Source organism: Oceanispirochaeta sp. M1 (assembly GCF_003346715.1).
GTDB lineage: Bacteria > Spirochaetota > Spirochaetia > DSM-2461 > DSM-2461 > Oceanispirochaeta.
Window position 1 is genome coordinate 181,337 of record NZ_QQPQ01000008.1, and the last position, 13,424, is coordinate 194,760.

Annotated in this window: 9 protein-coding genes; 6 read left to right on the forward strand and 3 right to left on the reverse strand. The window is 40.5% G+C overall.

Going from position 1 to position 13,424, the window contains the following annotated elements:
• Window positions 1–141: 141 nt before the first annotated feature.
• Window positions 142–2,292 (forward strand): helix-turn-helix transcriptional regulator, encoded by a 2,151-nt coding sequence (locus tag DV872_RS07720; RefSeq protein ID WP_114629286.1) that lies wholly within the window; start codon window positions 142–144, stop codon window positions 2,290–2,292.
• On the opposite strand, the gene DV872_RS07725 is transcribed toward DV872_RS07720, so the two are convergent.
• Window positions 2,271–3,053 (reverse strand): AraC family transcriptional regulator, encoded by a 783-nt coding sequence (locus DV872_RS07725; protein WP_114629287.1) that lies wholly within the window; start codon window positions 3,051–3,053, stop codon window positions 2,271–2,273. The two genes, DV872_RS07720 and DV872_RS07725, sit on opposite strands and share 22 nt — an antisense overlap.
• A gap of 154 nt (window positions 3,054–3,207) precedes the next feature.
• Here DV872_RS07725 and DV872_RS07730 point away from each other — a divergent pair, with 154 nt between their 5' ends.
• Entirely contained in the window at window positions 3,208–4,695 is a 1,488-nt protein-coding gene (locus tag DV872_RS07730) for an arylsulfatase (RefSeq protein WP_114629288.1), read from the forward strand.
• A gap of 31 nt (window positions 4,696–4,726) precedes the next feature.
• Here DV872_RS07730 and DV872_RS07735 read toward each other — a convergent pair whose 3' ends face one another.
• The gene (locus DV872_RS07735; RefSeq protein WP_114629289.1) at window positions 4,727–6,220 is read right to left on the reverse strand and encodes an alpha-L-fucosidase; all 1,494 of its coding nucleotides are present in this window, start codon (window positions 6,218–6,220) and stop codon (window positions 4,727–4,729) included.
• A gap of 81 nt (window positions 6,221–6,301) precedes the next feature.
• Between DV872_RS07735 and DV872_RS07740 the strand changes: the two genes are divergently transcribed.
• Complete coding sequence (locus DV872_RS07740) at window positions 6,302–7,054, forward strand: AraC family transcriptional regulator (RefSeq protein ID WP_114629290.1); 753 nt, start codon at window positions 6,302–6,304, stop codon at window positions 7,052–7,054.
• A gap of 69 nt (window positions 7,055–7,123) precedes the next feature.
• Entirely contained in the window at window positions 7,124–7,585 is a 462-nt protein-coding gene (locus DV872_RS07745; RefSeq protein ID WP_114629291.1) for an NUDIX domain-containing protein, read from the forward strand.
• A gap of 18 nt (window positions 7,586–7,603) precedes the next feature.
• Here the strand turns inward: DV872_RS07745 and DV872_RS07750 are convergent, their stop codons facing one another.
• The gene (locus DV872_RS07750; RefSeq protein ID WP_147283123.1) at window positions 7,604–8,455 is read right to left on the reverse strand and encodes a nitroreductase family protein; all 852 of its coding nucleotides are present in this window, start codon (window positions 8,453–8,455) and stop codon (window positions 7,604–7,606) included.
• Between the two features lie 210 nt (window positions 8,456–8,665).
• Here DV872_RS07750 and DV872_RS07755 point away from each other — a divergent pair, with 210 nt between their 5' ends.
• Both DV872_RS07755 and DV872_RS07760 read left to right on the forward strand, forming a co-directional pair.
• Window positions 8,666–10,045 (forward strand): hypothetical protein, encoded by a 1,380-nt coding sequence (locus DV872_RS07755; protein WP_114629293.1) that lies wholly within the window; start codon window positions 8,666–8,668, stop codon window positions 10,043–10,045.
• Between the two features lie 250 nt (window positions 10,046–10,295).
• Window positions 10,296–13,424: S-layer family protein (locus DV872_RS07760; RefSeq protein ID WP_147283124.1), on the forward strand; the 3,129-nt coding region annotated here is incomplete at its 3' end.

Below are 13,424 nucleotides of genomic sequence, written 5' to 3' on the forward strand. Positions count from 1 at the left end.
CTTTTTATATTTTCATTGAGCAGATCAGTCTGTCTATTAAAACTTGCTGGTGATATATCAAAAATGAAGATAGAATACCATCATTGTCATGAGTGAAAATAAAGTGTTTTATCTTCATTTATCCAGGAGATCTCTCAGGTAATGAAGAGTCGAAAAAGAATTTTTCTCTTTTATCCTTTACTGATCTCAATTATTCTCATTGCTGTTCCAGGTATGACCTCAGTTTTCTCAATGATGAAGATTTCCGTAAAACATTCTATATCAATGGCTGAGACAGCCAATGAGAGATTACTTGCTCATATTCGTGATCAGATAGACAGTGTTCTTCATGAACAGGAAAAAATATCGAATTCTCTTATCCTACACCCAGGAATTAATAGGCTCTTAAGGTTTGATTCATCCAATGATGGGGATACGGGTTATTATAAAATATACGATGTGCAGAGCAATCTACCCAGGTATGAACTTACCAGCGAGTTTATATCTTCAATAGAAATTGTATACAGGAAGAGTGGACTTATCCTCAGTGCTTCGGGCTCATATGTCGACATCTTCAGCTGTTATTATCAGAATATTTTCCCAGATGCAGAAAAGGGCGAAGGCCACAGACTTCTCTGGGATTCAATACATCGCAATAAGGTCTTTTCGACATCCACAGGTTTGTGGTTCGTCAGTTCCTTTCCTCTCGATGTACTTCATCCCCAGGCTTTGATCGTGATTCGGCTGAACGAAGACGCCTTCTCCAGAGTTTTATCACTCTTTGATATTGGTAAGTCCGGTATGATAGAAATCATAAGTGAAGGGAGTGTCGTTTTTTCATATCCAGATGAAAAGGTTGGTCTGGAACAGGAAAAAATGGTTGTAAACAGAGTCCGGTCTCTGTGGGGAGATTGGGAAATACAGTCTCTCGTTCCTTATTCTCATATTATCAAACCTGTATATGAAATCAGGAAATATGAAGTTCTAATCACTCTACTGAGTATCTTTGTCACAATCATTTTATCAGTCCTTCTTATCAAATGGAATTCTAGACCTCTCCTTACTCTTCTGAGAAAACTTGTTAAAGAGGAAGAGGGCAGCAAGACGGAAGTCGGAAACGGATATGAAGTTATTAATACACATGTTGATAATATGCTGCAGGAAAGTTTTTCCATGAAGGAACGGCTCTCACAGCAGGAAGGATTTCTACGACAGAGTTATATCGGTAACATAATTCATGGTGACTTCATGGATTCCGAGGAGTCCATTGTTCTAACAGATATTGTCGGCCTCACAGAGGACATGTTCCCTGTTGCTGTATTCATTATCAAAGAGACTTCACTAAAGTCCAGGGCAGGGAACATATATAGTTTTCAAAAAAAAATAGTAACAGAACTGACCAGAGTTTTTAATACAATAGTGAAGCTTGAAATTATTACCTATCCTCTGGAGGAAGGCGGCTTGTGCTGTCTGATAAGCACTTTGCATACAGTGAATGTCCTCTCTTTACTTGAAACATCTTTTAACAATTATTTGAAAGAAAGCGAGTCAAAGTCTGTTGCTCTGTTCTGGGGGGGGCTGGGAGAAAGTGCTGAAGGAATACATATTGCCTTTTCAAATGCAGAAAAGATGCTTCTGCAGGCCTACTCTGATGAATCAGGTTTTATAACAAATGAGAATAAAGTACATAAGATTCCTGCTTATTCATTCTCCATAGAGTGTGAAGTTAAGCTTCTTACTTATATCAGAGCCGGTAATACTGAGCGAGCCAGGTTGCTATTAGATGATATTGAAATTTCGGTGTTCAAGGATCCCGGTGTCAGTATCTATATTCAACGTCAGTTAATTAGAAACCTCACAGGAACCTTGTTGAGGTTGTCACAGGATATTGATGATTTCATTGATGATTCAGAACCTATTCATACAGTATTTCAAAAGCTCAAGGCTCTCCTTATAGATAAATCCTACATCGTCTTAAAGCAGAGAACTGTCATTGATCAGGAGCTGAAAGATGAAATTAGCGGTTTTTTGATGATAAATTTTTCGGATTCCACTTTAACTATCCATCAGTTGGCAGAATACACAGATCTGTCTGAAAATATTTTTTACAATACATTCAAGCATCTTTTTGGAAAAACATTTGCTTCCTATCTTGAATCTCTGAGGATCAGTAAGGGAACAGAACTGCTTGAACAAGGGTATAAGATTAATGATGTTGCCAGGATGACAGGTTTTACCAACCCTCAGACTTTCAGACGCGTCTTTAAAAAATTGAGTGGAATCCCCCCCTCTCAGTTTTCCAAATCATTGTAGATCATTACTGTATTTTTTCTATACGTTTTAATGGTAGTTCCCATTACTTTTTTGAAGACCCGGCCATAGTGATATCTATCGGTAAATCCGAAGATTTCTGCGATCTGCTCTATTGATTTATCATTTTGATTTATAATGAGAAGGCTCTGTTTTATCTTCAGTTTGAGAAAATACTTATGTGGAGTACTTTTTACTGAATTGTTAAACAGTTTTATAAGATAAGATTCAGATGTATTAATCAAACTGCTCAGGTCTACTAGCTTAAGGGTTGAGTGAATATTATCAAGCATCATCTGAATACATCTTTCGATCATTACGTCTTCTTTGCTTCTTGCTTTTAAATCATTTTCTAATATTAGTTTGAGGATTTGTGACTTGAATTCATATTTTAAAGTCAGCAGTTCTAACTCTCTATATGAGAACCAATTGATCATCTTTTCAATAAGACAGGAACATTGACTACCTGGAATAAATTTCTGACCACTGTATTTTGTATCATTCAGATAATATAAAAGTGGTTTATCTGTAATATCAATTAAGATATATATCTGCTGCAGTATTTCACCCTTTTGGAGAGGGGATAGAAAATGGGCTTCATTAGAAGGGAAATAAACAAAGTCCCCCTTTTGAATCATTTTTTTCTCATTGTTGAACAGGTATATTCCTTCACCACCGGTTATATAATGAAATTCAAAATAATCATGTTGATGAATTGAATTATTGTAAGGTGTTTCACTCATGGTGGCAAAAATAATATTCATTCCTGATTATATAAAAAAAATGCTCAATTCTCAATTGCAGAATATACCGGAAATAATTCTTGGATCATCTGTTCACTTTTATACATTTTTCGGATTGTTTTATATATTGCTGTCAAATCATCTACTGGCTATTCTCTAAACATTGGAGGATTAAATGGAAAAGAAACCGAATGTTATTTATTTTCTATGTGATGATTTAGGCTGGGGGGATGTTAGTTTACTCAACCCTGAATCAAAGATTGAAACTCCAAATATTGATAAACTCGGATCTTCGGGTTTAGTTTTTACAGATGCTCATTCAGGATCTGCTGTCTGTACTCCCTCCAGGTATTCCATACTGACCGGACGATACTGCTGGAGGACAAAGGAACTGAAAGAAGATGTCAATGGCGGTTTCAGTCCTGGGCTGATAAGGGATGGACGAAAGACCCTGGCGAGTGAGCTTAAAAAACAGGGATATTCAACTGCATGTATCGGAAAATGGCACATTGGAATGGATTGGTCCGTCAGTGAGGGCAGTCTCCCTATGCAATATTTATCTGATGAAATGGAGGATGATGTACAGTATCGGATCGATTATCTGAAGGATATCAAAAATGGGCCTCTTGATGCTGGATTTGACTATTACTATGGACTTTCTGCATCTCTGGACATGCCTCCTTATACCTGGCTTGAAAATAATCGAGTTGTTGACATCCCAGATATTATTATTTCCGGTGAGTATGGTGAACGATGCTTCAGGACAGGTGTAGGTGTTTCTGATTGGACCCATGAATCTGTCCTACCGACAATAATCAATAAGTCGAAGAACTACATTACAGAGTGTTCAAAGACGGATAAACCATTCTTTTTATACTTGCCGATTAATGGGCCTCATACTCCTATTGTTCCCAAAAAGGAATGGATCGGAAAAAGCGGCTGTGGTCTGTATGGTGATTTTATCATGGAAATTGATGATTACCTGGGACAGATTTCAGACACTGTGAAAAAGGCCGGGATCGAGGATAATACACTCATTATTTTTACAAGTGATAATGGTCCCGAACTTTTTACCCATCAGTATAAAGAGAATTACAGCCATAGCAGTACCTGGAAATTCCGGGGCTATAAGAGGGATAATTGGGAAGGTGGACACAGAGTTCCTTATATAATCTCATGGCCGTCTGCTGTTAAGGCAGGCAGGCATACTGGTCAATATGTTGAACTGGTCGATATCGCTGCGACAATTTGTGATCTTGTAAAAATAAAAATCAGCCCTGATTTCTGTGAGGATAGTTATTCAATGCTCCCTATTCTACTTGAAGATCAAGGGCAAAGTCTCAGAGATTTCGGTATTCATCACTCAAGTCGGGGATACTGGGCAGTCAGAATGGGAAAATGGAAATTGCTCCTTCATTCAGGCTCCGGTGGAAATGAAACAGCCTGCTCAGAGGATGGTGATATTGTTCAGTTGTATGATATGGAAAAAGATCCTTTTGAGTCGGAGAATATTTACAAAGAACATCCAGAACTTTTGTTGAGTATCAAACAGTTCTGTACTGATCTCATTAAAAATGGGCGAAGCACAGCCGGTATGCCTCAACCCGTGGAGAATGAGGGAGACTGGAGTCAGTTGGTAGATCTTCTGGATCTATCAATCTGACTCCTTATTGTGAAAACAGGAAGTATAAAAATCAGTCAATTTTTATTTTGAAGCAGACCGGGTATTGAGTCTGTATATTTCCTTCGATCTTGATAGAAAGACCTGCCTTGTCCTGAGTATAGTTGAGTTGATTGTTGAATCCGAGAATCTCAATCTCTTCTATATGGCCGCTGAAACAGGAACTTCTCTTTTTAAGAGATTTAATCTGAACAGTATTATTTTCAGGCCAGCTCAGTACATTGGCATATATATAGGGAGCCTTATAGGTAAATCGGATATCCTTGCTTGTAAAAGGTTCTCTGTTGACATCTGTAAATGATCCTTCAGGTACCTCTGTTGGGCCTTCACCAAATCTGACCCAGTATTTTGTATCATAAATGGATTCTCCGTTAATTTTCAGCCAGTCTCCGATTCGTTCCAGAATCTCTCTGTCTTCATCACCGATGCTGCCGTCGGCCTTGGGACCCACATTAAGAAGTAGACTACCGTTCTTACTGACAACATCAATAAGGTCACTGACTATATCTACAGGATTTTTGAAATCATTATTTTCAGTATAACCCCATGAATTCTTGGCAATTGCTGTATCATTTTGCCAGAACTGAGGACGTATAGAACTGAGCTGACCCCTTTCAATATCGAAAACTGCTGTATTGTAGGCAAAAGCATCATCCTTGTAATTTATAGCAACTTCATGGCCCCATTCGATAGAGCGATTGTAATAGTATGCAGCAAATTTTTTCAGATAGGGTTTAAATGATTTGTTTTGAATCCACCAGTCAAACCAGACGGCCTTCGGCTCATATTTATCAACCAGTTCACAGCTCCGTGCCAGCCAGTCTTCCAGATGTTCCTTTGAGGCAGGAGTCGAGTAGATATCATGAGTTCCTTCGTCCATATCAGCATCGCCCTTTGTGAATAATGGCATAGCAAATCCATAGGGCTCCTGGAATTCCATACTCTGTATTCCTGAATCAAAGCTTCTGCTCCCACCGAAGAACCAGAAATTTTCTGCCCTGTGACTGGATGCTGTAAATACCATTCCCTCCTTTTCTATCTCATTCTTCAGTTCGCCAAGGATATCCCGTTTAGGACCTTTCTGTACTGAATTCCAAACGGAGAGATCACTGTCATACATTTGAAAACCATCGTGATGTTCTGCTACAGGCATTACAAATTTGGCACCTGCTTTTTTAAATAATTCCACCCAGGTTTTTGCACAAAACTTTTCTCCTTTGAAGAGGGGGATGAAATCCTCGTATTTGAAATCCTTATGAGGACCGTAAGTCTCAATATGGTGTTTATATTCTTTAGATCCTTCTAAATACATATTCCTTGCATACCACTCATTTCCGAATGCAGGAACACTGTAGACTCCCCAATGAATAAAAATTCCGAATTTGGCTTTCTCATACCATTGAGGTAAGGGGTAAAAACTTAACGACTCCCAGTTGTCTTTATATTTACCTTTCTGGATTACATCTTTTACTTTTTGCAGGTATTCTGCTCTATTCTTTTCAATCATATTTTCTCCTGATTTATTATGTTCTCAGATATGCCTGAATAGTATGTTTTAAAAAGGAAATTATATGTATAATCGTCCAATATGGCAGGGCAAATAAACATTTTGGAGAGCCTTTATCAGCCTCTGAATGAAAACTGGAACAACATTCTGTATATGGGGAATTATTGGCGTTTTTATTGGAATAATAGCCCTGGTGCCTATATTGAATATAAAAACTCAACTATTGAGTTACTCCCTGATTATTACTATCTGATTCCTCCTCTGGTCAGTTTCAAAGGTAAAAAGTCAGCAAATCCCTGGCAGTTCTATTATCATTTTACTCTTCAGGATTATAAAATCAGTCCTTCTGTCGGGCCTCAGCCCTTTCCGATGACAGGTGATGTAAAAAAAAGAATCTGCAAGATCATTCAGGAATTGGATGGTCCTCCTCTGTTTTACTCCTCAAAAGGCTTTTTTCAAATTGTTGAATTAACAGGGAAGGTCCTGTCAAATCTTGAAGAAATCGAACAACTTTCTGTTGAACTGGATGATGATCTTGAAAAAGCCATTATATATATCCATCTTAATTTGAACAGAAATATTCAGTCAGATGAACTGGCTTCTCATGTTCTGATGGGCCGAAGTACTTTCTTTAAGGAATTTAAAAAATATACAGGCATGAGCCCAAACCTTTTTATCAGAACAATCAAAATGGAAGTAGCCAGGCATAAAATAACATATAGCAACATCAGTATAAAAGAGCTTTCAGAAGTATTGGGTTATACAGATAGGTTTCATTTTTCAAAAACATTTAAAAAGCACTTCGGGATCAACCCCGGTCAGGTTCAGAAATAAGTTTTCCTTATTATTGGAAATTCTCATGTTTTGCTTTTCATCACTATATCCCCGGAGTAGAATGACAGCATGCCAGTTTTAAACATTGATAGAATTGTTCCAGACGGAACTATAGAGGACTCTCTACTTGAATACATGGTTGTTGCCGCCCGCAGCAAAGAAAAATGGGTCATTGTCCGCCTGAGAGGCCGGACTGACTGGTGTTTTCCCGGAGGACACAGAGAAGCCGGTGAAACCATGGATGAAGCCGCCCATCGAGAGCTCTATGAAGAGACCGGAGCCAAAGACTACAATCTTTCCAGAATAGCCCAGTATTCAGTGGATCATGGTGACCGGATCAGCTGGGGAAGCATATACAAGGCGGATATTACAGCCTTTGATCCCCTACCAGCGGAATTCGAGATTGAAGAACTGGACTTTGTGGATGAGTTTCCCCTGAACAACACCCGCTTTCCCGGGATCATGCCCGGTCTGATGGACTGGCTGAATAAAAGACTCCACAGTGAAGGTATTTCAACTGCAGAGTCATAATCACGCAGATAGTTTTTATTAGATAAGATGGGACCAGTTTTTTCTAACAGGGTATCTATAGTACTGTCTATCTGAATATCCCAGTGTGAATATTAAACCGATCTGCCTGTCTGCCGGTATTCCCAGCTTGACTCTCTGTTTTTTACTGAATAGGGCCACCTGTGCAAAACCGATCATACAGGAACCGATATTCCGGCTGTGAGCCGTCAGCATCATGGTCTCTCCGGCAATGCCGCAGTCGGTGATTCCAAATCTTTTTCCCTTCTTAGGATAGGTCAGGATTACAACCGCAGGAGCCTGGTAGAACAGCGGATCTGCCTTTCCTTCCTGAGTCTTCTTTAATAGATGATGAAATCCTGTGACTACTTCTTTATCAGCATAGCGCTTCAGGCCAGCTAACTTAAGAAAAAAACGTCCCACAGGATTCAGTCCGATCCTTGTGAATTTTGTTAGAATACCTGCAATGGAAGATGCCAGAGCAGCTACTTCACCTCCCTGGAAAACAAGGGCATCACAGTGCTGTGTGTTGGATGCCGTAGCTGTTGTCTCTCCGGCAAGGATAATTGCCTGAAGATCCTCTTTATTAATGGGAGCAGTCTTATATTTACGGACAGATCTCTTACTTTTAATCAGGTGATCGGTCATCTCCTCACTTGTGAGGTTCTCCATAGATTCGGGGTAAGGAGGAAGCTCATTGCCATCCACTCTGACCGCATTAACAGGGCAGACCATTCCACAGTGGCTGCACTCGATGCATCCGTCACTGATTATTCTTGCAGATTCGGTCTCTTTCTTTATTGTCTTGGAAGGGCATTCTGCTATACAGATCCCGCAGGATGTACACTTTTCTGGGTTAATTGTGAAATTCATGAGCGGATTGTAGACCGTGGAACAGGATGAATCAAGTTCTGAGATCAATTGACAATAAAAGACCTGTGTTAATTGTAATGATTACTGGATTTTTTTCTTTTTTGATGTAGAATTATAAAATACATATCGGGAGTCTAAGACCTTACCTACATATGTGCCCCGCAGTCATTTTGAGCCTTGACCCCCCTTCAAAAAAGGGTGGTAGTTAAAATGAAAAAATCAATCTATTTAATTTCAATTTTCACTTTGATGCTGAGTTTTGCGTGTAAGAATAATTCAGATATTGAGAATCATGATCCGAATCCTCTTGTTTCTCCTACATCAATTGATGCCACTTCTGGTGAGGATATTATTTCATTTCATTTAGTATGCAGTGAGAACCCGGATGGGGCTTATCTCTATGATGAAGATGGAGACAATGTCACCGTAGTAATCGATCCGGAGACTCCGTTGCCTGATGATATGTCTTTTAATGAGGAAACAGGTGTTATTATAGTGTACAGGAGAACTGATCTCAGTGGAACTCTCAGATTCTGGACTGTTGATGATATGGACGGGAGTACTGAGGATCAGCCTTTGACTGTTACTTATAATATTACTCAGTGGACTGCTGAACCGGGTGAGACTGCTGTGTATGTGGCTGGGTATTATGCCGGTTCTCCATTCGATGTTTCAAGTTACTGGATCAATGATATAAGCAATCAGACTGATTTGTATGATACGGAAAACTCCCGTGTTAATTCGATTTTTGTTTCGGGTGGAGATATCTATGTTGCAGGTTTTTATACGAATGGAGATGGTAATAAAGTTGCCTGTTACTGGTTGAATGGAGGACTTCCTATAGACTTTTTCAATGAGACTACAGCCGGTTATCATGCCGAAGCTTATGATATATATGTATCAGGTAGTGATATTTATGTTTCTGGGTTTTATGAGGAAGGGGATGGTGTTAGAGTCGCCTGTTATTGGGTAAATAGTGATGATCCCATTTCTTTTTCTCCTGTAGCTGGAAAAAAATCTGAAATTAACTCAATTTATTATGATGGTACAGATATATATGCTGCAGGATATTATGTTGATGGTAGTGATATTGAAAAAGCCTGTTATTGGAAAAATACAGCTAGAACAGATCTTAGTCCTACAGATTGGGGTAGAGCTGAATCAATTACAGTGCAAAATAATACTGTTTACACCTCTGGATGGTCTGATGATGGAGGTAAGAGCGCATGTTATTGGGCTAATAGTTCAAGAATAATTCTGCATAATAGTTCTATCTCTATAGGAAATTCTATATTTGTTAATGGTTCAGATATATATGTAGCCGGATCATATAAAAATGGAGCATATTTTATTTCGTGCTATTGGTTGAATGGCGGGGATGCTATTGTCCTCTATGACGAAACAGCGTCAGAAGATGATTCTGTAGCAAACTCAATATTTGTCTCAGAATCTGATATTTATATTGCTGGTTATTATTCTGATAGTGATCCTTATATAAAATCATGTTACTGGAAGAATAATGTACTAAAAACTCTTTCTGATGGAGCTTCATTTCATACATATGCTACTTCAATTTTTGTAAATGACTGAAATCCTTTCCCATTAAATTAATATATAATAATTCTACGGGCAATAGCCCGTAGAATCTAACTCTTTTTATTGCCTTCATAAGAATAATAATGAAAGCTTGTTATATAAGTGATATATTTAAGAAGGTATTAAAGTCATTCTTCAGTGGGTTATATTCACTCCTTAATATTCAAAAAGGTGATATATGCATTTAAATTTTAGGGTAAAAATATCTTTAGCATTGTTAATTCTCATATTGATATCATCACCAATGTTTTCTGCTGATGTAGTATGGGATGCAGGAAATGGAGACGGAGATTGGACTGCCGGGTTTAACTGGAATCCAAATGGGGTTCCGAATCCAGGTGATAACGTTACTATTCCAGCAATTGGAGCTCCTTATCCCGATTTAAACATTTCTACCTCAAGTCATATTGTACAAAACTTAACAATAGCTAATGGTGCCAGTATCACAATGGGTAACTATAACCTAGATGTAAATGGTGATTTATTAGTTAGTGGTGCTGGAGCTTTTTCAATCGGGAATGGTTATTTAGCTGTCGATGGTTCTTCAGTTCTCGCCGCAGGATTCAGTTCAAATGGTGGAAATATTACTCTTGGAGCAGGGAATGATGGAGATACTCTTGAATTAACTGCTGATGTTAGCATTTCTAGTGTTAGTGGAAATATTGATATTGACAGCATTATCGATGGAGATATTGCAGGAAGAAGCCTTTCATTGGATTCAGGAAGTGGATTGCTGACTCTTAGTCAGTCAATAGGAAGCTCATTAACTCTTTTAGATTTGACATTAGATAGTGGTGGAGCTCTTGATTTACCAGCAACTAGTTTAACTGGAGATCTAACAGTAAGCGCCGGAGGAAATGTTACCCAATCAGGAGTACTAAGCGGAACAACACTTCATGTGAAAACCTTGTTAAATGGTGGAGCACTGATAAACCTTCCTTTAGCCAATGCATTTACTACGGTAAACCTTGAGAGCCGTAATACGGCGGATGGAGCAGATGCCGCCGGAAATATCACCTATAACGATACGAATGGTTTTGATCTTGGCACCTCCTGTTTTGCGGGAGCAGGAATCCGTACAGATGGAACAGTAACTCTGTCTGGAGTCGGAGCGCTGACCCAGAGCGGAGAGGTCATAGCCGATACGGGAGCAACGACCTTAACCTTCGGAGCTGGCAATAATATTTCCCTGAACGATGCCAATAATGATTTTACTACCTTATCAGTGGTCAGTGGAAACGATGTGATCCTGCAGGATACGAATGCCATAGATCTGGGAGCTTCCGGTATCAGCGGCATTCTTAGCCTGACTGCCGGAGGGGCTGTCACGGACAGTGGTACGGTTACAGTTGCGAACAATACGACGATTAATGCGGGCGTTAATAATATCACCCTTGATGATGACGGAGCGCCTTATACAAATAATTTTGGGACCCTGTTTCTAACTGGTGGTAATGTTGAAGTCAATGAAGGCTTTGCGATGGCCTTCGGTCTCTCTCCCATTGGAGGAAGCCTGATTGCCCGTGCCGCTACAGGCGATATCACAGATACGGGAGTCGTCACGGTGGGTACAACCAGTGCTTTCACCGTAGCAGATACTGGATCTGTTTACATGGACTCAGTTGGTAATGATTTCACAGGTAATGTGACCTTCTCCTCGGCGGGAACTATCGCCAATATCACCGTTGATGATGCGAGTGCCTTTCTTATCCAGGCCGGTCTTACAATCTCAGGAAATCTGATTATCACATCCGGGGGACTCATTAGTGATGATGGTGCAGTCTCAGTTAGTGGAAATAGTACTTTTACCACCGATGCCGGAGGCTCTGCCATTACTCTGGATGGAGTGAGCACTTACACTGGAAGTGTTGGGCTTAACACCAATGGAGCAGGTAATGCTGATTTGATCAGTGTTGCATCAGGAATCGATCTTGCTGCCAGTAATGTTGGGGGAGACCTGACTGTCAGTTGTGGTGGCGCTATCACGGATAGTGGAAATTTGACGGTAGGAGGTCTTGGTACCTTCACCGCCGGCGGTGTAACTCCGGATATAACTCTTGGTGATGCCAGCACGGCTAATTTCTTAACGTTGGATCTTACCGGTGATGATGTCAGTGTCGTAGAAAACAGCGCCATGAATGTGGCTGGTGCGAGTATCGGGGCTGGCGGATCTTTAAGCCTGAGTGCTAATGGAAACATCATCGATTCGGGAGCGATCCTGGCAGATGGTGTGATCACGACGGTGGATGCCGGGGCGAATGCCATAGACCTTAGTGATGTGGGGAATGATTTTGGCACATTCGATGTTAATGGCACCCCCTCAAGCGTCATCGTTGCAGATATCGATGATCTTATATTTGCTGCCGGAAGTTTTGGAGCGACTGGTACAGTAAGCGCCGGAGGAAATGTTACCCAATCAGGAGTACTAAGCGGAACAACACTTCATGTGAAAACCTTGTTAAATGGTGGAGCACTGATAAACCTTCCTTTAGCCAATGCATTTACTACGGTAAACCTTGAGAGCCGTAATACGGCGGATGGAGCAGATGCCGCCGGAAATATCACCTATAACGATACGAATGGTTTTGATCTTGGCACCTCCTGTTTTGCGGGAGCAGGAATCCGTACAGATGGAACAGTAACTCTGTCTGGAGTCGGAGCGCTGACCCAGAGCGGAGAGGTCATAGCCGATACGGGAGCAACGACCTTAACCTTCGGAGCTGGCAATAATATTTCCCTGAACGATGCCAATAATGATTTTACTACCTTATCAGTGGTCAGTGGAAACGATGTGATCCTGCAGGATACGAATGCCATAGATCTGGGAGCTTCCGGTATCAGCGGCATTCTTAGCCTGACTGCCGGAGGGGCTGTCACGGACAGTGGTACGGTTACAGTTGCGAACAATACGACGATTAATGCGGGCGTTAATAATATCACCCTTGATGATGACGGAGCGCCTTATACAAATAATTTTGGGACCCTGTTTCTAACTGGTGGTAATGTTGAAGTCAATGAAGGCTTTGCGATGGCCTTCGGTCTCTCTCCCATTGGAGGAAGCCTGATTGCCCGTGCCGCTACAGGCGATATCACAGATACGGGAGTCGTCACGGTGGGTACAACCAGTGCTTTCACCGTAGCAGATACTGGATCTGTTTACATGGACTCAGTTGGTAATGATTTCACAGGTAATGTGACCTTCTCCTCGGCGGGAACTATCGCCAATATCACCGTTGATGATGCGAGTGCCTTTCTTATCCAGGCCGGTCTTACAATCTCAGGAAATCTGATTATCACATCCGGGGGACTCATTAGTGATGATGGTGCAGTCTCAGTTAGTGGAAATAGTACTTTTACCACCGATGCCGGAGGC